Source organism: Rhizobium sp. NZLR11, from assembly GCF_019685115.1.
Classification (GTDB): Bacteria; Pseudomonadota; Alphaproteobacteria; order Rhizobiales; family Rhizobiaceae; genus Rhizobium.
This window is the reverse complement of the sequence record NZ_JABDWD010000003.1, coordinates 314,570-334,589: the sequence shown is the minus strand read 5'-3', so window position 1 is coordinate 334,589 and position 20,020 is coordinate 314,570. Positions and strand designations below refer to the sequence as shown.

20 protein-coding genes and 2 pseudogenes are annotated in these 20,020 nt (G+C 59.6%); 11 read left to right on the top strand and 11 right to left on the bottom strand.

From position 1 onward, the window contains the following. Positions 1-5 precede the first annotated feature (5 nt). A complete protein-coding gene (locus HJB83_RS07890) occupies positions 6-2,135 on the bottom strand; it encodes a bifunctional diguanylate cyclase/phosphodiesterase (RefSeq protein WP_221115199.1) in 2,130 nt (709 codons plus the stop codon). A 234-nt stretch (positions 2,136-2,369) separates the two neighbouring features. Beyond that, the gene (locus tag HJB83_RS07885) at positions 2,370-2,714 is read right to left on the bottom strand and encodes a cupin domain-containing protein (protein ID WP_207584288.1); all 345 of its coding nucleotides are present in this window, start codon (positions 2,712-2,714) and stop codon (positions 2,370-2,372) included. A 289-nt stretch (positions 2,715-3,003) separates the two neighbouring features. Here HJB83_RS07885 and HJB83_RS34040 point away from each other — a divergent pair, with 289 nt between their 5' ends. Both HJB83_RS34040 and HJB83_RS34035 read left to right on the top strand, forming a co-directional pair. Continuing rightward, complete coding sequence (locus HJB83_RS34040; RefSeq protein ID WP_311044277.1) at positions 3,004-3,672, top strand: RDD family protein; 669 nt, start codon at positions 3,004-3,006, stop codon at positions 3,670-3,672. 25 nt (positions 3,673-3,697) lie between these two features. Beyond that, entirely contained in the window at positions 3,698-4,264 is a 567-nt protein-coding gene (locus HJB83_RS34035) for a hypothetical protein (protein ID WP_259669569.1), read from the top strand. A 210-nt stretch (positions 4,265-4,474) separates the two neighbouring features. Here HJB83_RS34035 and HJB83_RS07875 read toward each other — a convergent pair whose 3' ends face one another. From HJB83_RS07875 to HJB83_RS07855, 5 genes are all read right to left on the bottom strand, one after another. Next, complete coding sequence (locus tag HJB83_RS07875) at positions 4,475-5,947, bottom strand: DUF1254 domain-containing protein (RefSeq protein ID WP_221131532.1); 1,473 nt, start codon at positions 5,945-5,947, stop codon at positions 4,475-4,477. Positions 5,948-5,966: 19 nt separating this feature from the next. Next, positions 5,967-7,307 (bottom strand): DUF1214 domain-containing protein, encoded by a 1,341-nt coding sequence (locus HJB83_RS07870; RefSeq protein WP_221131531.1) that lies wholly within the window; start codon positions 7,305-7,307, stop codon positions 5,967-5,969. Positions 7,308-7,403: 96 nt separating this feature from the next. Continuing rightward, entirely contained in the window at positions 7,404-8,408 is a 1,005-nt protein-coding gene (locus HJB83_RS07865; RefSeq protein WP_221131530.1) for a transporter, read from the bottom strand. 108 nt (positions 8,409-8,516) lie between these two features. Then, positions 8,517-10,220 (bottom strand): hypothetical protein, encoded by a 1,704-nt coding sequence (locus HJB83_RS07860; protein WP_221131529.1) that lies wholly within the window; start codon positions 10,218-10,220, stop codon positions 8,517-8,519. Positions 10,221-10,335: 115 nt separating this feature from the next. Next, on the bottom strand, positions 10,336-10,608 hold the full coding sequence (locus HJB83_RS07855) for a hypothetical protein (RefSeq protein ID WP_221131528.1): 273 nt from the start codon (positions 10,606-10,608) through the stop codon (positions 10,336-10,338). A 110-nt stretch (positions 10,609-10,718) separates the two neighbouring features. Here HJB83_RS07855 and HJB83_RS07850 point away from each other — a divergent pair, with 110 nt between their 5' ends. Both HJB83_RS07850 and HJB83_RS34030 read left to right on the top strand, forming a co-directional pair. Continuing rightward, positions 10,719-10,892 carry a transposase gene (locus HJB83_RS07850; RefSeq protein ID WP_259669572.1) on the top strand — a complete coding sequence of 58 codons (174 nt, stop codon included), beginning with the start codon at positions 10,719-10,721 and terminating at the stop codon, positions 10,890-10,892. 21 nt (positions 10,893-10,913) lie between these two features. Further along, a pseudogene (locus tag HJB83_RS34030) lies at positions 10,914-11,078 on the top strand (haloacid dehalogenase-like hydrolase); the annotation flags it as partial. Positions 11,079-11,439: 361 nt separating this feature from the next. On the opposite strand, the gene HJB83_RS07845 reads toward HJB83_RS34030, so the two are convergent. Then, positions 11,440-12,723 carry an O-acetylhomoserine aminocarboxypropyltransferase gene (locus HJB83_RS07845; protein ID WP_221115227.1) on the bottom strand — a complete coding sequence of 428 codons (1,284 nt, stop codon included), beginning with the start codon at positions 12,721-12,723 and terminating at the stop codon, positions 11,440-11,442. A gap of 142 nt (positions 12,724-12,865) precedes the next feature. Next, positions 12,866-13,294: a CoA-binding protein gene (locus HJB83_RS07840; protein ID WP_221115228.1), complete on the bottom strand. Its 429-nt coding sequence runs from the start codon at positions 13,292-13,294 to the stop codon at positions 12,866-12,868. A 177-nt stretch (positions 13,295-13,471) separates the two neighbouring features. Here HJB83_RS07840 and HJB83_RS07835 point away from each other — a divergent pair, with 177 nt between their 5' ends. Together HJB83_RS07835 and HJB83_RS07830 are read left to right on the top strand one after the other, a co-directional pair. Then, entirely contained in the window at positions 13,472-13,795 is a 324-nt protein-coding gene (locus HJB83_RS07835) for a hypothetical protein (RefSeq protein ID WP_221115229.1), read from the top strand. Positions 13,796-14,270: 475 nt separating this feature from the next. Then, entirely contained in the window at positions 14,271-15,107 is an 837-nt protein-coding gene (locus HJB83_RS07830) for an EamA family transporter (RefSeq protein WP_221115230.1), read from the top strand. On the opposite strand, the gene HJB83_RS07825 is transcribed toward HJB83_RS07830, so the two are convergent. Further along, positions 15,108-15,932 carry an enoyl-CoA hydratase gene (locus tag HJB83_RS07825; protein ID WP_221131527.1) on the bottom strand — a complete coding sequence of 275 codons (825 nt, stop codon included), beginning with the start codon at positions 15,930-15,932 and terminating at the stop codon, positions 15,108-15,110. A 97-nt stretch (positions 15,933-16,029) separates the two neighbouring features. After that, on the bottom strand, positions 16,030-16,260 hold the full coding sequence (locus HJB83_RS07820) for a DUF1127 domain-containing protein (RefSeq protein ID WP_221115232.1): 231 nt from the start codon (positions 16,258-16,260) through the stop codon (positions 16,030-16,032). Positions 16,261-16,334: 74 nt separating this feature from the next. Here HJB83_RS07820 and HJB83_RS07815 point away from each other — a divergent pair, with 74 nt between their 5' ends. The 5 genes and pseudogenes from HJB83_RS07815 (at position 16,335) to speB (ending at position 19,993) form a co-directional block, all read left to right on the top strand. Continuing rightward, on the top strand, positions 16,335-17,234 hold the full coding sequence (locus tag HJB83_RS07815; protein WP_221131526.1) for a LysR family transcriptional regulator: 900 nt from the start codon (positions 16,335-16,337) through the stop codon (positions 17,232-17,234). Between the two features lie 291 nt (positions 17,235-17,525). Continuing rightward, positions 17,526-17,990 (top strand): 50S ribosomal protein L13, encoded by a 465-nt coding sequence (rplM, locus tag HJB83_RS07810; RefSeq protein ID WP_221115234.1) that lies wholly within the window; start codon positions 17,526-17,528, stop codon positions 17,988-17,990. A 2-nt stretch (positions 17,991-17,992) separates the two neighbouring features. After that, a complete protein-coding gene (rpsI, locus tag HJB83_RS07805; RefSeq protein ID WP_221115235.1) occupies positions 17,993-18,460 on the top strand; it encodes a 30S ribosomal protein S9 in 468 nt (155 codons plus the stop codon). Positions 18,461-18,676: 216 nt separating this feature from the next. After that, positions 18,677-18,835: pseudogene (locus HJB83_RS34025) on the top strand (CmlA/FloR family chloramphenicol efflux MFS transporter); the annotation flags it as partial. A 195-nt stretch (positions 18,836-19,030) separates the two neighbouring features. Then, entirely contained in the window at positions 19,031-19,993 is a 963-nt protein-coding gene (gene speB / locus HJB83_RS07800; RefSeq protein ID WP_207583766.1) for an agmatinase, read from the top strand. Positions 19,994-20,020 lie beyond the last annotated feature (27 nt).

Sequence of the window (20,020 nt, the reverse complement as noted above, 5' to 3'; positions counted from 1 at the left end):
GCGCGTCATGCGGCCGAGTCTTCCTGCAGCCTGCCGGATATGTCGTGCGCCGACATAGGTCTTCCCATCAGATAGCCTTGAAGCTGATCGCAGCCAGCCTCTCGCAAGATCGCCGCCTGGCGGCTGTTCTCGATACCTTCGGCGGTCACGGGAATCTTCAGAGCGGTCGCCAGCGAAATGGTCGCCCGAAGGACATCGGCGCCGTTGGCGCCTTCATCGAGAGCGGACACAAGCGAGCGATCGATCTTCATGCGATCGAACCCGAACTGCCGCAATGCGCCGATGCTGGCGTAGCCGCAGCCAAAGTCATCCAGCGCGAACTTTATCCCGACGCGCTTCAGCTGGTCTATCGACCGCCGGGCCTGATCCGGATTTGTCATCAGAACGCCTTCGGTGATCTCCAAGGTCAGGCGCTTCGGATCGAAATCGAGCTCGCGCAGGACCGAGATTACCTCCGCGGCAAATTCGGGATTGCAGAGTTGGATTGGCGAGACGTTCACCGACAGTGCCAGATCGGGCCAGCTCTTGGCATGCTCGATTGATGTCCTCAGCATGTGAACGCCGAGCGCATCGATGAGGCCGCACCTCTCGGCGAGAGGGATGAAAATCTCCGGGCTGATGTTTCCGGTTGACGTTCGCCAGCGCGCCAGCGCTTCAAGACCAGTGACAGCGCCTGTTGTGGCGGAAACGAGAGGCTGGAAAACGGCCTCGATCGCACCAGTGCTGATGGCGTGCTTCAACAGACCTTCCAGTTCGGCGACCCGTTGGCGTTCCTCGTCCAGTTCGGGGTCGTATTCGATCGCCTGGCCTCTGCCACTTGCCTTGGCGCGATAGAGGGCCATGTCCGCTCTGCGGAGAAGCTCCAGAGGCTCGATGCCTCCGTCGCGCGCGGCAGCTCCGATGCTTGCTCCAACTTCGATCGTTCGTCCGCCGATTTTGAAGGGCTCGGCAAACAGCGCGAGAATGGTCTTTTCCATATCTTCGCACGTGGCAGATCCAACATGCACCAGCGCAAATTCGTCGCCCCCCAGCCTAGCCGCGGCGACGACCTCGGGGTGGCAGGCCATCAGCGCGTTCGAAACCAGTCGGATCAAATCATCGCCGACCGCATGCCCCCAGGCATCGTTGACCGCCTTGAAGCCATCGAGATCGACCAGATAGAGCCGGGGTGGCGAAGAGCCCGAATTGTCCAACTCTTCCAGCAGACTGAGAAGTCCATGTCTGTTCAACAGGCCGCTCAGGCTGTCATGGCCGGCTTCGAAAAGCGCTGCCTCCGCCAGCTGGCGCAGGCGCCGTGCCTCGGACGTCCCGACCATCAGAACGCCGATCAGGAACAGCGCAAGAATGGCGACGGCGGCAGCGACATAGGGCGTTACCCGATGAAACACAGTGCTTCCAGGCGCTTTGCTCGGCCATACGAGGTAGCCGATGACGGCCCCTTTCATGTCGGTGATCGGCGTATTCAGAAATTCCGGCCTGGGCTTCGTTTCAAGGTGCAAGCCTTCGAGTTCATGTTCGTTCGAGAGCGCGTCGAGAACCTCGGGGGTAAATTCCTTGTAGAAGCTCAGCGTGCTGAGCTTCGGAAGCTCTCCGGAGGCTTCGAAGGGCTGGATCGCCTGCGATGCGAGCAGGGCGATACCGCTTTCGGTCTTGATGAAGTTGACCATCGGCGCCCGCTCGGGATCGGCGGCTGCGTTGATCTGCCGATAAAAGCCTTCGCCGAAAAAGGCGCTCGGCTCGAAGGGCTTGCCCTTGGCATATGCGGAGACGATCGACGACCGGTCAGGGCCGATTACGATCGCGCCGTCATAGAGCGCGTAATCCTCGCTGGTCTTTCCCCAATTTTCATAGGCCCAGTCGGCGGCGGTAGGAGATGAGGCCGCACTATAGGCATCGTCCCATATGGCATTGTCCGTCGTCGTCCCGCTCAGACGAGCCACAAAGGCTCCGATCGCCGCGCGGGCGGCGCGCGTGGCCCGCGCATCGTCGATCTCATTCGCCGACCGGGTCATCTTGACGACGACATGTGCCATCAGGCCGGTCAGGATGAGGGCGACGACAAGGAAACAGACCGTTGTCGCAATGATGGAAGAGGTCTGGGTGCGAACGTGCCTACCTGCAAGATTCGACGACATGCATATTCCGGAAAGATTAATTGCAAGGCCATGTCTGTGGGGACGGCAGGAGACATCATGTCCGCTATGCGCTGCAGATAAGATATAGCATTTTGACGATGTAGACCCGATTAACGGGATTGGTTAAAAGCGTTCTATCCGGCAAAGAAGCGCAGCCATCCGCAGAAAGACGGGCCGTCATCGCCGCAAATCGGGACAGGCCCGCCATCGTCAGCGCCGGTTTGCTGGCGCTGCTTAAACCTTGATCACATAATCCTTGCGAGTCGTTTCAACGACTTCCCACGTACCCTTGAAGCCGGGTCGCAAGATCATCCGGTCGCCCGTCTTCAGATGAACCGGCTCACCGCCCTCCTCCGTGACGATCGAATAGCCGGACAGCAGGCTGAAATATTCCCATTCCTCATAAACGATCCGCCACTTGCCCGGCGTCGCCTCCCAGATGCCGGAATAGAGCCCGCCTTCGGCCTCCTCCAGGTTCCAGGTGCGGAAATGCGGATCGCCTGAGATGATCCGACCGGGCTCAGGGGCGCCGAACTCGGGTTCGACGCCGTCAATGCCGAGGGTGATGAAATTTGCCATGGTCGTCAGGACCTCTGATTTCAGATGTTGTTCGCGGCCAAGAAAATGTGGGTTGGACGTACGACGGCTCTTACCCTCTCCATATGACAGCTCTTTTCAAAATCAGAGGCGGTGCTCGTGCTGTTCCATAAGGCAAGCCGCGAAAACCGGCAATCCTGATTGGCGCGAAGGAGGCTGCTCCGTGCCTTCCAATGATGGAACGGTGTTCCAGTGGGAGACCGATGGATTGCAACTTTACGCCCATCATCCTCACTGCTAATGCTTGCACAAGGCGAGCGGGGGCTTCAGCGTGAAAATTTGGTATTATGCCGTTGGGCAGGAACATATGGGTCCTATCAGCGAGGGCGAATTGCGCGACCTGATCAAGCAGGGCCAGGCGACCTGGGAGACTCTTCTTTGGCGGGACGGAATGTCTGCGTGGCAGCCCGTCTCTGAACTGCCGGAGTTTTCTGCTGCTTTTGTGACGCCGCCTACCCTCCCTTTGAAGCCGCCACCTGTGCAGGCGTTGCCAGTCGTGGCCGTGGCGAACGTCGCTATCGATGCCAAGCGTTCTTTACCTTTGCAGTCGCGGCCGTGGCCTCGGTTCTGGGCACGTTCGATCGACACCCTGCTGCTTGGGCCAGTCATCATCTTTGGTGCTGCGGTCGCATTCATTTTCCATGCCCCCGACCTCTATCTCCAAATGATGGCAATGAACGCGGGCCTGCTCGGTATCATCGTTTTACCGGCCTTGGGTCTGCTGCTGGCCATCCTGATGGTTTTGACCGGAACCACCCCCGGCAAAGCGATAGTAGGTGTCCGGGTGTTAGTTCCGGAGGGCAGAAATCGTGTCGCATTTTTCTTTTCGAGGGAACTGAAGGTGTGGGCTGCCGAGTGGGGGTTGGGCATTCCGATCCTCAACCTCTACACCCAGTCACGGCAGTATAGCCTCCTCGCCGCCAGCCAGCCCGCTAGCTAGCTAGCTAGCTAGCTACGACAAAGATATGGGCACAGTCGTCAAAGCCAATCCGTCGAAGGCGAGGTTTTTTGTCGGATTGATCGTCGTTGCGTGTCTCGGCGCGGCAAACGTGTACTTGAGGGTGTTGGACCAACAGGCGACGACCGACCTCAACGCCAGGCAATCCTGGGTGAACCCGATCAACAACAAAACGGCTTCCATCGCGAAGGCTTGGGAGAGTCAGGAGATGAAGACCAACAGCGGTCGTGTCTTTTACTTTAACTCTCCAAGCGACCTTGTCGAAGTGTTGGTGGGTTATGAGCGCTTTGGTGCCGATGGTGTCACCAATGTCGCCTATGCCAACGCCATCATGGGAGCGGTGGCGTCGGATGTCAGCATCACATCGGACTGGATCCAGACGACGGTCCATGGAATCCCGGCTCTACGTGCGGATGGGAGAAGCGTGAAACTTGACGACACAAACGTGGAGGTCACGGTTGCTGTCGTCGGACGCAATGCATGGCGCACATTGGTGTTTGCTCGTGGGCGGACGCCCTCCCGAGTCCCGGGAAAGGTGCCTTTTGTCGACGCAATCTTCGCTACGGTCGATTGACGAGAGACACGCTCTCGCAGATCGGAAACCGTGGCAGCGCTATAGCCTTCCCTCTGTCCGCGCGAAACGCACGAAAAACCCTCAGACATTGTCTAGCAAGTTCATCGGCCGGTGACCCATCTTCGTCAGAACGGTATATGCGCTCGACAATTGATAACGACACCAACTAATTTTCTTTCGAGCCTGCGCCCGTTCGGTCTCCTCTTTCGGTTACCGCTTCTGCACGGCTGGGGGAGTCCAGGTTCCTTCCATCACTGCCGCTTTTGGCCAGTAAGACCTGATGTACAACGAAAAATCCTCCCGCGGCGCAGGTAGCCAGTTCGATAGTTTTTCGTCGCCCGGCGATGTCGCCTGCACGTAAAGCGTCAGCGAGCCGTCATCATTGTATTTCAGGTCTTTGTTCTTGGTGCCGAGCGAATAGCGCTTCAATTCGTTCGGAGAGAAGAAGTGATGTTCGTTGTAGAGTGTCATCGACCAGAATCCATTGACCGGCGGGGTCTCGCCTTTCGGGAAGGTCACCGTGTAGCTCTTTGCTCCGTTCAAGCGTCCACCTGATGCGTCAAGGTCCTGATAGAAGTACTTGGTCTCGTTCGGAGAGTTGACGAAGATGTTCGATTTGGCGACGGCGGTACGGGTGAAATAGTCGGTACCGAACGAGGCCTCGTTGGAGATCGTGCTCCAGTTATGCGGCAACTGCTGACCGTAATTCCGGAACTGGAACAACGGCGTGACGATCTTCTCGTCTGCTTCCTTCGCCCCTTCGGTCAACGCCGCCTTGATCTTGGCGTCGGCTTTCGCCGCGACCAGCACCGCCTCGACCTGTGCATAGCGGGCTTCTTCGCCGGGAAGCGGCGGGGCGTCACCGAGCACCATCGGCAACTCGTCAAAGAACTTGTCCGGCACCACCCATTTGACTTCCTGGTCACCGGTCGGAGCCGCCGTTTCATCGCCGCCCGGCAGCTTCGACCAATCGGTCGATTTCATCGTCCCGTCGAACTGGGCGACCGGATACATCATGACCTCGTGCAACACGCTCTGGACAGCCTTTCGGTCCTCAGCCGTGTCATCCATGAAGACGCGAGGGGCTACGAAACCCGTTTGTGTCGGCGAGCGGAAAACCTTGGTGATGCCCTTTGGGACCTCACCCTTCCATTCCGGTCCGACGAGCAGGTAGAACCCCGGCGTCGTGCCATACATCTTGCCAAGCTGCACAAAGCTGTCGGTGCGCAGATCGACCATCTGGTAGACCCAGAAGCGGTCGCCGAAATCGGGCACCTGAACGACGACAGCCGACTTGTCGAGGGCAAGCGCGCCTGCACCGTAGACGACATCCTGGTTCGGGCAGGCGACGATGCGCTCTTCCGGCACCACGTAGTCGGTCAACATCGCGAAGGTGTTCAGCGGAGCCATGACCAGCGGGCCGGATTTGGCTGGCTCTTTAAGCGGTGCATAGGTCAGCCGTCGATTGTAGACATTCACCATCGGCCAAGCCCAGAAATAGGCTTCCCGCCCGATCTGCCTGGAATATTCCTCAGTGATCTTGACGCGGGTGTCAGGGCCTGGTGGAAGCGCCCGCCCCCAACCCGGCGACGGAGCGAGCTGCTCTTGGGCATGCGTTCCCGAGACCGCGGAGATGGAAGCAAGAAAGAGCGCGGCTCCAATCTGCAGACGGAAGGTGCGCATTGTCTTTCCTCCACTCATGTCACTTGATCTCCGTCACAGGTGCCGGCGTCCAGTCGCACGTTTTGACGATGTCCTTCGGCACGTAGGTGCGGAAGGTGAGCGAGAATGGCTTGCCATCCGCCGATGGGAGCCAGTTCGTGTCAGGAATGCCGGCAACCGGCTTGGGGCCGATGGCGATCTTCAGCGACCCGTCTACTTCCTTCTTCAAGTCGGAATAGCTGTTGAAATTGTAACGCCTGAGATCGTTGGGAATGACGCGGTAGTCAGGCACGCTCACGAGAATGACCGACCAGTAGGCGTCGACGACTTTGTCAGGGAGGGCGTCTGCCGGGAAATGAATCACGTAGTTCTTGCTGCCGTCGAGCAGGTTTTCGTTGGAATCTCGGCTTGCAGGAAAGTAGATCGCCTCCGCCGGATTGTTTGCCCAGATGCCCGCATAGTTCGCTGCGGTTCGCTGTTCGAACTTGGTGCTATAGTTGCCGCCGAATGCGCCGCACAGCCAATGGTTCTTGTAAGGAGCCGTCGTGGCTAGAACGTTTTTCTGGAAAGTCGGTACGATCGTTTTCAACTGATCGGCGACGGCAGTACGGGCTTCCTTCCCCGATGACACATAGTTTGCCACCGCATGCACCTTCGCCTGCAACTCCGCGGCATTGGGCGCGACGTCGAGGGCGCTGGCAAGCAGTCCGTCCGCATTGTCGAAGAGGTCCACGCCGATCAGGCTCTTATTCTCGAAAGGGGCCAGCGCAGGCGGCTTGGCAATCTTCGGCTTGCCGATGACACTGACCTTGAAAGCATGCTGAAGTTTGGCCGCCCCTTCGGGATCACCCTTCAGTTCAATGCGCCCAAGCATCTTGGCCTTGTCAGAGTGCAGAATGATCGGCATCACATTCTTCGGCAGCTTGACCTTCGAGCCCGGAGAAACAAGCGCGAACTTCCCAAAGGGTTTGGTCGGCATGGTTCGCTCGTTGATGTTGGCGATCACTTCGCCCCATTCGTCGAGAATCTGTGCGGTGTAATAGCGATCCTTGATCTCTGGCACCTCGAGGATGACGGCCGAGTTGTCATCGACCGCGAGCCAGGCCTCCAAATAAGCGACGTCGAAGTTCGGATTGACGAAGTCCGCCGAGCCGAGCGGATTGTACTTGATGGTATTGAACTGGACGCCTTTCTCCTTGAGGTCCCCCACCTCCTGTCGAACCACCAAAGCGCGGCCGAGAAGGTAGACATAGGCATCTGTCAATGTCTTGGCGTCTGGGGCCATCTCCGCCGCCAGAGCCGCTGAGGTGCCGAATTGGGACGCGAGGATGGTGGCAGCGAGCAAGGTGGCGTTGACTGTTCGCCGGGAAAGCAAGGACATGATGCGGTCTCCGTTCTGGATCAAGGTATCATGTCTGGCGGATTGGTCTGGGCAAGTACGTTACGGTAACATGGGAGGTAACATCCCATTGACCAGCTACTGCGCCGCGATGTTCATCGGCTTGGTGATCGATAGCGGGATGGCGATCGTCAGGAATAGGGCATCGCCCTCCGCCCTGTTCTCTGACGCGAACTCGTGAAAGTATTTGAGCCGGGACGAGATCGGCAGTTCACCCGCCTTGAACGTCCATCCGATCGTCGCGCCAATCGCGGCCACACGACCCTTGAAATCGCTGGTGGCACCATCGCCGCTGTCGCCCGTGACCTGGTCGTAGTAGTAGCCGACGAGGCCCGCGTCCAACTGCTCGTTGAAGTGCTGTACCGCTGCCCACTCGAAGTGGAACTCATTGCCTGTCCGGTAGTCAGTGGCCGGGTTCTCGGCGTTGAACGTCATGCCGACGACACCAGAAAGATCGAGGCCTGTCGAGGGGTCGAGCCAGGTGCCGGCCGCAAATACGTCCGCGCCCCAGTGATGGAAGGCGATGTTGGAAATCTCGCCCTCCTGGTAGTCGCCGATCGGGATGTTGATCATAGTGCCGAGCTGCCAGTGGAAATTGCCTGCTTCCCAGCCAAGGAAAGCACTGACTAGCGGATCGCCGACAGTGAAGACGCTATCGGAGACCGATCCGGTCGCGGTGCCGCCCCGAGGCCCGGACAGCGTTACGTCCGCTTCGGTGTTCTTCCAACCCAGAGGGAGCGTCGCGCTGAGACCCAGATGGCCGCCAGCCACGTCTTCGGGCAGTATCCAGATCATCGTCGGGATTTCGATTGCCGCCTTGCCCTCAACGCCGACTGCCAACCGTCCCCCCGTGGGAAGCGCCTTGCCCCCGCCCAGATCGCCCGAATAGTAGTAGATGTCGTTCTGGAAATAGACCCCCGGTGGTGGCGTGATAGCGGCAGCCGCTCCCTTGGAGCCGAGCAGGTAGAAGCCAGCGCCGCCTTCTGCCCCATGAGCGATCCCTAAACCGGTCACGATCGAGGCTGCCAAAGCCACCGTTGAGATGATGCCCGAACGCAGAACGATGTTGCGAACTTTTTTCATGCGAATGCGGTCCCCTGCCTGCGACTACTGTCTGGTCATGTCGATATCACGATGACTTGCTGCCCTTTCGCGAGCCTGGCTGACAAGTACGTAACCGTAACATCGCGCTCAATGCTGGGTCTCGCTGTCGCTGACGGCCACTTGGCGCATGCCCGCTTTCACCAGCCCTTGCTCGATCGATCCCAAGACGGTCATGTCGAAGCGGCGCATCTTCATGTTCGTTGCAAAGGCGGCCGGCAGGTCGGGGTTGGAGGCCTCGAGGGCTTCAAGCGTTTTCGCAGCATCGGGCGATCCGATCTGCCCAAGTGCCGCGGCCCTGAGCGACACTGCCATGAAGTCGTTGCCGGGCATCTGCTCGGCTCTCAGCGAGGCGGTCGCGTAATCTCCGCGGCGGTATGCGTCGAGCGCCAGTACGAGCTTGGCGTCGCGCGGGACGCCGAGGACCGAATTCGAGGCCTTGGTCGCCATCTCGACGGCCTCGGTGAACTCGCCTGACATGAAGTGGACCATGCCCAGCTTGGACAAGATTTCGGGATCGAACGGGTTGAGCGCTACGGCATGTCGGCCTGCATCGAGCGCGGCGCTTGTCCGCCCGCTGAAGTATTGAGCAAACATCAGGGAAAGGTGTGCCCGGCTCGAGTCCGGCGCGACCGCGACGGCCGCGTTCGCCATCGCCACGGCTTGGTCGACCGCTTCAGGCATCGGCTTGGCAAGCTGCGACGCCACCAGCGCCCGTGACATCGTCGCGAGGACGTCGGGATCGTTGGGTCGGACTTTCAACGTTCTGGCGAGGCATTCCAGCGCCGTAGGAAGCTTCTCGGTACCCATCGCGTTGAGCGCGAACTCCGCACGGAGCACGCAGACGTTTCCGAGCTTGTTCTGACCAATGTCGTCGTAGGCTTCAAGGACGGCGATGACGCCCCGCGACGCGGCCATTTTCTGGGCCAGCGCTTCTACGAGCTTCATTCTGATCGACGCCTCGCCACCCTCGTCGTCCTTTACCGTTTCCACCCCGGTATGGAGCACCTCGCCCGATGAGGCGTCAGACACTTGCCACCAGACGTTGCGGTCATCCTTGTCGCCGTAGTACCGAAGCTGGATCGAGTAGGAGCTTTCGGACACCGTGTCCCGCCGGCCATCGGGATCGGCGATGCGCAGGGTCTGGAACCGCGACAGTGCAGCAAGGAGATAGTCGACGGTGGCCCGCGACTGCAGGTCGAAAGCCGGGTCTGCAGGCTGCATCGCGATAGATACGACTGGCTTGGCCGTCATCACTGGCCGGTCGGCAAACCACCACGCTCCTCCCAGAGCCGCACTTGCTGCGATCACGCTGCAGCCGATCCTTGCGATCCCGAAGCGGCGACCTGGTGCGGCTGCGAGCGCTGGCAAGACTATCTCGCTTTCCTCTGCCAGATCGTCGTCGTCCCCGCCTACAGTTTCCGAAACGGTACAGGTCTTTGTGAACAATGGCACATACCGCCCCTTGGGAAGGTGAAGCCTGATCGCACCGACCTCTCCGTACGCCTGATAATAATGATCGAGGCTGTTTCGCAGTCGGTTCGCCTCGATACGAACGATGGGATCGATACTGCCGTTGAAGCTGGCAGACCGCCCGAAGACGTCCACTGCGATGGTATATGCCTTGATCCCGGCCTCGCGACCTTCGAAATGCTCCCGGCAAATGTAACTGAGAAAGGCCTTGTTCCGGTCGGTGGACTGGAACCTATCGTCCGCCAGAAGTCTGGCAAGCTCCGCCTTTGCCTCGGCGATATCCGCCTGACGCGTCAGCTGCGGTACGCTGTCTGAGTCCATGGTCGCCTCCCCATGTATCAATCGCTACATGAGCAGATCGAGTTATTATTCATAAGCCGACAACCCGCAAGGGAAGTTTCGATAATTGGTACCGCGGTGGGGGCATGGCTTCGCACTATTTGCGAGGCATCGACCTGTCTTGGAGACAGATGAGGATGATGTCGGATTCGATATTCGAACAGAGGGTTTCGTATTCCTCGATCACGGCACGCTCCTCCGGACGTTTGCTGGCCTTGAAGCGCTCGAGCGCCACACACGCCTCTTCATAATTAGCACAGAGACCGTTGAGCGTTTCTCCATGACCGACGCGCACCTGCAGCTCCCCGCGGATTGCGGGCAGCTTGAGCATCGGTCGAAGAAGGCCACGCTGGTGAAGTCGCTGCCGCATGTGCCGCTATCGTCCCCGATCTTTCGCCCGTTCCATTCGCTGCGGTGCGTTCAACGGGATCGACGGATTATGCATGAACGCGATGTGACAGGGAGTACGTTACGGTAACATTGGCCACGAAAACGCCCGAGCGCGACGCCCACCTTTATAAGGAGCGCAACAAAATCGAACGCTTCTTCAACAAGCTCAAGCAGTTCCGCCGCGCCGCAACCAGATACGACAAACTCCTCGCCAACTTCATGGGTTTTGTAAAACTTGCCGCTATCGCAATCTGGCTCAAATAGTTAAATCATCACCACGCCCTAGCGATGATCGTGCATCATACCGACGGGGAACGGGAATGCGCCTACGACCGCAAATCGTCCTTTGGCAAACTCGACAAAGCGCTTGACGAGGCAGTCCGCCGGCAATGGGTTTTAGTGGACATGAAAGCCGACTGGAACTCAGTGTTCGATCGCTCTGGTAAATGAGCGGTCTGCGAATTGGTGTCTCGCCTGCCAAACGGGCGGGCGAGAGTGAATGCGACGATTCATCAGGCCTCTATAAGGCACTGAAACATGATTCGTTTCATGGCCGCACAAGATAAAAAGCCGCGCCCGCGATCCCTCGCGGGGCCTTTTTGTTAACGCACGCTTAATCTATCGGTTGAATTTGCGTAAAACGTGATCAACTCCACTCGAAAACCAACTCAAAAGGCCGAATTTTGGCGTCCTGCGCCCTCACCTTTTGTCGAAATGATCCCGCATCAGCCAAACTTCGTTTATCTCGCCCATCGGATGAGCGTGAAAAAAGGTAGTTTGCGAATCTCAGACGTTTGTTGCGGACGTCATTTCAGATCTTCGAGAGCGCCTGTTCGAGATCGGCGATGATATCCTTGACGTCCTCGATGCCGACGGAAAGGCGCACCACATCGGGTCCGGCGCCGGCGGCAATCTTCTGGTCGTCGCTCAGTTGTCGGTGCGTTGTCGAGGCTGGATGGATGACGAGCGAACGGGTGTCGCCGATATTGGCAAGATGGGAGAAGAGTTCCAGCCCCTCGACCAGCGTCTTGCCAGCCTCATAGCCACCCTTGACGCCGAAGGTGAAGACGGAGCCCCCGCCCTTCGGCGAATAGCGCTGCTGCAGGGCATAGTTCGGGTCGTCGTCGAGGCCGGCATAATTCACCCAGGCAATCTTGCTGTGCGCCTTCAGCCACTTCGCGACGGCGATCGCATTGTCGCTGTGGCGCTGCACCCTGAGTGGCAGCGTCTCGATGCCGGTCAGGATCAGGAAGGCGTTGAAGGGCGAGATCGCCGGGCCTAGATCGCGCAGGCCGAGCACGCGGGCAGCGATCGCAAAGGCGAAATTGCCGAACGTCGCGTGCAGGACCATGCCGTTATATTCCGGCCGAGGGCTCGACAGCATCGGGTAGTTGCCGGATTTCGACCAGTCGAAGGTGCCGCCATCGACGATGAGGCCGCCCATGGAATTGCCGTGACCGCCGAGAAACTTCGTCAGCGAATGCACGACGATATCGGCGCCGTGCTCGATTGGGCGGATGAGATAGGGTGTCGCCATCGTATTATCGACGATCAGCGGCAAGCCGTTGCGGTGCGCGACCTCGGCAATGGCGGCGATATCGACGAAGGTGCCGCCGGGATTGGCCAGGCTTTCGATAAAGATGCCACGCGTCTTGTCGTCGATCTGGCTTTCGAAGCTTGCCGGATCGGCGGGATCGGCCCAGCGCACCTGCCAGCCGAAATTCTCGAAGGCATGGCCGAACTGGTTGATCGAGCCGCCGTAGAGCCTGTTGGCGGCGATGAAATTCTCGCCGGGTCGCATGATGGTGTGGAAGACGATCACTTGTGCTGCGTGGCCCGAGGCGACGGCAAGGGCCGCCGTGCCACCCTCGAGCGCTGCGACGCGCTCCTCGAGCACGGCCTGCGTCGGGTTCATGATGCGGCTATAGATGTTGCCGAAGGCCTGCAGGCCGAAGAGGGCCGCGGCATGATCGGAATCATTGAAGACGAAGGCGGTGGTCTGATAGATCGGCGTTACCCGCGCGCCGGTCGCCGGGTCGGGCTGGGCGCCGGCATGGATCGCCAACGTGTTGAATCCCGGATCGTTCTTGGCCATGTCGTCCTCCACTTGTTGCTGACGGGCAGGATCATAGCCTGTCGCTTATGAAAGTTAATCGCGATCCATTTCAACCCATGGGCGTTCGGTGGAAAATCCGTCTCAGCCGACCGCAACTCAAGCAATGAGCTGGACGATGAGGTCAGGCAATGAGACGGGGATACTCGATCGCCGGGCAGCGGTTCATCACCACTTTGATGCCGGCCGCCTCCGCCTTTGCGGCAGCCGCATCGTCACGGACGCCAAGCTGGGCCCAGATGATCTGCGGCAACGGCCTCAGCGCCAGCGCCTCCTCGACCACCCCATCCAGATATTCGGCGGCGCGAAACACGTCGACCATGTCGATCGGCACCGGAATGTCGGCGAGTCGGGCATAAACGGTACGGCCCTGGATCTGTTTGCCCGCCTGCCCCGGGTTGACGGGAATGACCTCGTAGCCGCGCGAGAGCAGATAACCCATGACGCCGTTGCTCGGCCGGGCCGGATTGGGCGAAGCGCCGGTCAGCGCGATGGTCTTTACCGAATGGAGGATTCCGGCGAGATAATCATCCGTATAGCTGTCGTGGTTCATGTTGCTTCTCCACTCCCGAAAGCCCAAGAGCATGATGCCGAAAAGTGTAGGCGGTTTTCGGACGGCATCATGCCCCAATTTTTGATTTGGATCGGCCCGCAGTTTTTTTCGTTGCCGTGAAACCGGCTGCGTTTCTTTTCCGTATATATCAATCGAGTGCTCCCGGAGGATGATTCGATGAAAAAAATCGCTCTTGCCCTCATGCTCGTGCTCGCCGCATCCCCTGCGCTGGCGATCTCGCGCTACAATCCGCTCACCATGAGCTGCGCCAACGTGCGTGCCGCCATCCACAATCGGGGCGCCGTCATCTTCCGCTACCAGTCTCCTCGCGGCTTGCCGCTTTACGATCGCTATGTCCGCAACAGCAATTATTGTGATGCGACCGATTATGCGGAGTGGACGCATATCCCCTCGAAAGACAATCCCCGCTGCCAAGTGCTGAACTGCCAGAACATCGACAACCTTGACGGGATGCTGTTCGTTCCCGATTATCAACTCTGATGGTTTCGCCGTCCTAGCAGTGGTAGGAACGCTATGTCTTTCGCGCTTGCGAAAGGCCGGGGCTCAATCCCGCGCTGCGACTTTTCAAAGAACGCACAATCAAAAGCTTTAAATTTCCCGTGTGTCAAAGTTATAGAATAATATCTACATTTCAGCAACATAGAATAATCGGCCGCCTATATCCCTCAGATGGTTTCCCGTTTTGTTCGCGATAGTACCGCGCTACGTTCCCGCATCCATTAGAAACATCTCATAGTTGAAAGGATCGCGTGGATTGAACGCATGTCGCGCGCACGTAAAAATTGCCCCAACCGGCCGCGATTGTTTCCATACTGAAAGAATGTTATTCGACATATGCACGCGTCTGCGACCGCTGCCCGTGCATTTCGTGCAAATCCCAGTTGTCTTTTCAGGAATTTGAAACGCCGAAGGCGAGGCGTTTTCGGCTTCCCTCATCTTTTCCGGATTTACTCCCTTGCCGCTCGACGTCATTCTGCTTGTTCTCTTCGGCGCACTGCTGCACGCGATATGGAATGCCATCGTCAAGGCGGGAAGCGACAAATCCCTCGATGCGGCATTGATCTCGGCCGGTGGCGCGGTTTCGGCGCTGCCGTTCCTGGCATTCCTGCCATTGCCGCAAGCCTCGGCCTGGCCGTTCATCGGCGCCTCGGCCATCCTGCAATTCGTCTATTTCCAGTTGGTGGCCGCCGCCTACCGGGCCGGTGATATCGGCCTCGTCTATCCTCTGATGCGTGGCTGTGCGCCGCTGCTGATCGCCGCTACAAGCGGTTTCATCCTGAAGGAAGATCTTTCCGGCGGCGCTCTTGCCGGCACGATGACGATCTGCGCCGGCGTCCTGACGCTCGCTCTGGAGGCGCGACGCGGCAGCAGCCACGCCGTCATGCTTTCGCTTCTCAATGCCTGCGTCATCGCCAGCTACACCTATGTTGATGGCATCGGCGCACGCCTTTCCGGCAATGCGATTTCCTACACGTTGTGGATGTCGCTACTGCCACCCGTCCTATTATTTTCCTGGGCGGTTTCGCAGCGCGGCACCTTGGCCGTGGCGCGTCATGTTCGTCGCAACTGGTGGCGCGGCCTCCTCGGCGGCGCCGGCTCGATCGCTTCCTACGGGCTGGCCCTCTGGGCGATGACGAAAGCCCCGGTCGCAACTGTCGCAGCCCTTCGCGAAACCGCGATCCTCTTTGCGCTGGTGATCTCGATTACCGTCTTCAAGGAAAAAGCCAGTGCCTGGCGCTACGTCGCCGGCGTCGTCATCGCGATCGGCGGGCTGGTTCTGAAACTGGCGTGATCACTCGCCCTTCCATTCCGGCGTGCGCTTGCCGAGAAAGGCGCCGATCCCCTCCTGCGCATCCTGCGTCAACATGCTGTCGACCATCACTTTGGTGGCATAGTCATAGGCTGCCTGCACCGGCAGTTCGAGCTGGCGGTTGAAGGCTTCCTTGCCGATCTTCAGCGTCAGCGGCGATTTGCTGGCGATGACAGCTGCATATTTGGACACCACCTGCGCCAGATACTGCTTCGGCACGATACGATTGACGAGGCCGAAATCCTTGGCGGTCGAGGCATCGATCGTCTCACCGGTCAGCAGCATCTCCATCGCCTGCTTGCGATGCGCGGCACGGGAAACGGCCACCATCGGCGTCGAACAGAACAGGCCGATATTGACGCCCGGTGTGCAAAATGTCGAACTGTCGGTGCAGATCGCCAGATCGCAGGAGGCGACGAGTTGGCAGCCGGCCGCCGTTGCAAGCCCGTCGACCTCGGCGATGACGGGTTTCGGCAGATGCGCGATCTTGAGCATTAGATCGGCGCAGGCCCGGAAAGACTTGTCGAAGAAGCCGACCCCCTGATCGTCATCGGCGCGATGGGCGGTCATTTCTTTGAGATCATGCCCGGCGGAAAAGACATTGCCGGTCGAGGCGATGACGATGACGCGCACATCCGAATCCGACCCTCCCGTATCGAGCGCGATCATCAGCCTCTCGAGCAGCGCGATCGACAGCACATTGGCCGGCGGGTTGTTGAGCACGAGGCGCAACACGCCGTCGCGCAGTGAGCGGACCAGCAATCCATCCGCCTTGTTTGCGTCCGGGAAGGCTACGATTTCGGCCATGATGCTGCTCCCTGCGTTCGATTGCCAGACGGCACGTATTGCCACAAGGCGCCGGCAATTTCGAGCAGGATCCGCGTTTTCCGCACAAGCCGCACAGTCAGCACCAGAACCAGGACTTTGCTGTCTCATCCTTCGCCTGCGCACGGGTCAGACCGACATCGCAAAGCTCGTTGTCGGTGAGTTCCGACAGCCTGCGGCGGCTCCGTCGCTTTTCAAGGCGATGCGCGACGGCTGCCAGCAGCCGCCGGCCCCAGCGCGCCGTTCCGCGAAGTCTCGACTGAACGATATCGCGCGGTGTCGCAAGGATCTCGCTAATCTCCAAGGCCATCTCTTTTTCCCTTTTTTCGATGGATAAAAGATGCGCTGGATAATGCAGCGAATGAAGCTTATGGATATTATGATATGCATAAGGATTTCCTTGGTATGGCGCTCAACCTCGATCAGCTCGCGACCTTCGTCAACGTCGCCGATCTCGGAAGCTTTACGGCGGCAGCCGACAAAGAAGGACTGACGCAACCGGCTGTCAGCCTGCAGGTCAAGGGGCTCGAGCAGCGGCTCGGCGTCCGGCTGATCGAGCGCATCGGGCGGCGGGCGCAGCCGACCGCGGCAGGCCTCGACCTGCTCGTGCATGCAAGACGACTATTGCAGGACGCGGGGGCAGCTGAGGAAGCGATGATGCCCTACAGGGATGGCGCCAGCGGCCGCGTGCGCATCGGCAGCGGCGGCACGGCGTCGATCCATCTGCTTCCTCGCGCCATTGCCGCCGTCAGAAAATCCATGCCCGGTCTCGAAATTATCGTGCGCATCGGCGATGCCGACGACATCTTGCGCGATCTGGAGGCCAACAGCCTCGACATCGCCGTTGTTGCCCTGCCGGCTTCGGGACGCAACTTCGAGATCGAACCATTCTACGAGGAGGAATTGCTGGCCGTCGCGCCCGCCGGCAGTCTCATGCCCGACGGCGGACCGGACGCCGCCTTCATGCGCGACAAGACACTGCTGCTTTATGAAGGCGGCAATACGCGACGGGCAATCGATGCGTGGCTTTCCGAACCGGATAGCAGTATCCGACCGGCGATGGAGTTCGGCAGCATCGAGGCGATCAAGGAACTGGTGGCCGTCGGGCTCGGCTGGTCGATCCTGCCGGGACTGGCGCTGAGGCGCGACCGGGCCAGCCTCGTGACGACGTCATCGCTGAAACCGAAGCTCACGCGCCGCCTCGGCATGGTTCTGCGCCGCGACAAACACCTGACACGCGGCCTCCGCGACATCATGAAGTGCCTGCGCGAATTCAAAGGTTAGGGCCTTTTTCAAACCCGGAGGACATGAAAAACGCCCCGGCATAGCAGTCCGCCACCCAAACAATATGTGGTGCCATAATACCTCATACATAACCAATTGTTTTTGCTTGTATTTTTTTCACCTCGCCGGAACGGCCGATATTGACCCAATGTCACATTCCCTTTATACACCGCGCAGAACGCAGCCTGTCCGGGCTGCTTTCTTTTTGGCATGGCGCAAGCCTGCCAATCCAAGCAACAAGAAACGCCCTTCAAGCCTTCGGGCCAAGGGTCTCAAAAGAGAGTATTCACTATGGCAACCTTCTCCCAGAAGCCTGCAGAGGTGGAGAAGAAGTGGGTGATCATCGACGCCGAAGGGCTGGTCGTTGGCCGTCTCGCTTCCATCATCGCTATGCGCCTGCGCGGCAAGCACAAGGCAACCTTCACGCCTCACGTTGACGACGGCGACAACGTCATCGTCATCAATGCCGACAAGGTCGTTTTCACCGGCAAGAAGTATTCCGACAAGGTCTACTACTGGCACACCGGTTTTGCCGGCGGCATCAAGGAACGCACCGCGCGCCAGATCATCGAAGGCCGCTTCCCGGAGCGCGTCCTCGAAAAGGCCGTCGAACGCATGGTTCCGCGTGGCCCGCTCGGCCGTCGCCAGATGAAGAACCTGCGCGTTTACTCCGGCGCCAACCATCCCCATGAAGCCCAGCAGCCGGTCGCCCTCGACGTTGCCGTGCTCAACAAAAAGAACGTAAGGAGCGCCTGATCATGGCTGACCTCTCCTCCCTGAAGGATCTCGGCACGGTTTCCGAAGCTGCTGCTCCGGCCCATGTCCGCAAGGTTGATTCGCTCGGCCGCTCCTACGCGACCGGCAAGCGCAAGAACGCCGTTGCCCGCGTCTGGCTCAAGCCGGGCTCCGGCAAGATCATCGTCAACGGCAAGGAATTCGCGGAATATTTCGCCCGTCCGGTGTTGCAGATGATCCTGCGCCAGCCGATCGTTGCGGCTGCCCGTGACGGCCAGTTCGACATCATCGCAACCGTTGCCGGCGGTGGCCTGTCCGGCCAGGCCGGTGCAGTTCGCCACGGCCTGTCCAAGGCGCTCACCTACTTCGAACCGGGCCTTCGCCCGGTATTGAAGAAGGGCGGCTTCCTGACCCGCGACAGCCGCGTCGTCGAACGCAAGAAGTACGGCAAGGCAAAGGCCCGCCGCTCGTTCCAGTTCTCCAAGCGTTAATCGCTTCGGACAGACGGAATTACGAAGGCCGGGGCAACCCGGCCTTTTTCTTTTGCGCTGTTTAAACCACGCGAAAGCGTGCTGGCATGACGTTGTCGCAATCGGGTTCTGCAGATAGAAACGCGGCAAAGCGCTTCGGGAAGAGTAAAACCAAGTCAGGGGCGCGTGATGGGAACAACCAAGTCCGCGGACAAATAGGCCGCAACAAACGGCGGCGCACTCTATTTCTGCATCGAGAGCATCATCGTCGGCTTTGCCGGAACCTTCTTCGTGCTTCTGCTCGGCGGCGACAGCGCCTGGCCGCTCGTGGGTTATGTCTGTGTGACCGCGCTGACAACGCTTTCTGGATTGTGGTCCCTGCGAGAACCGGCTTGACGGGCAGACGGCCAAAGGACGGCCGCTCGATGACACCGAGCGGCCGTCATCCGAACGATTGCTTGAAATCTTTCCGCACCTCGCCTACCCCTTTCTGCGCGCGAGCGGATCGGCCAATTCCTCCGCGCGGATCCCGCCGCCGACACTCCGGCGTCGGACGCGACAATGGTTCTGCGACCGAAAAAGGAGCATGACTTGGCGAACAGATCGATCGACCACGCCTTCACGGCGACCAGCCTCACCTCCGCCGCCAGCGACCCGACCTTTGCCGGAGCGCTGTCCTTCATGCGCCGCCGCTTCACCAAGGAGCTCGCCGGCGTCGACGTTGCCGTCTGGGGTATTCCCTTCGACGCCGCGACCTCGAACAGGCCGGGCACGCGCTTCGGGCCGCAAGCGATCCGGCGCGCCTCGGCGATCTTCGACAATGATCCGCAATATCCCTTCAACCGCGATCTCTTCACCGAGATGGCCGTCATCGATTACGGCGATTGCCTGCTCGACTACGGCAATCATCAGGATACGCCTGATGCCATCGAACGCCAGGCCAACGTCATCCTCGACAGCGGCGCTTTTCTGCTGACGCTCGGCGGCGATCACTACGTTACCTGGCCGCTGCTGAAAGCCCACGCGGCAAAACACGGGCCGCTCGCGCTTGTGCAGTTCGACGCGCACCAGGACACCTGGTTCGACGAAGAACGGCGCATCGACCATGGTTCCTTCGTGGCACGGGCCGCCCGCGAGGGCATCATTGATCCCGACCGCTCGATCCAGGTCGGTATCCGCACCCATGCGCCGGAGGATTTCGGCGTCAATATTCTCTATGGTCATCAGGTCGAGGAGATGAGCGCCGGCGATATCGCCTCGGCGATCATCTCGCATACGCGCGGCGCGCCGGCCTATCTCACCTTCGATATCGATTGCCTCGATCCGGCCTTTGCACCGGGCACCGGCACGCCGGTTGCCGGCGGCCCATCGAGCGCCAAGATCCTCTCGGTGCTGCAGCGCCTGCACCAGCTCGATATTCGCGGTGCCGATGTCGTCGAGGTGTCGCCACCCTACGACCATGCCGATATCACCGCCATTGCGGGGGCAACGGTGGCGATGTATATGCTGGGGCTTCATGCCGAGAGACGCGCCATCGCCGTGTCACAAGGCTGACGTATCATCCCAAAGTGAATCCGGAAA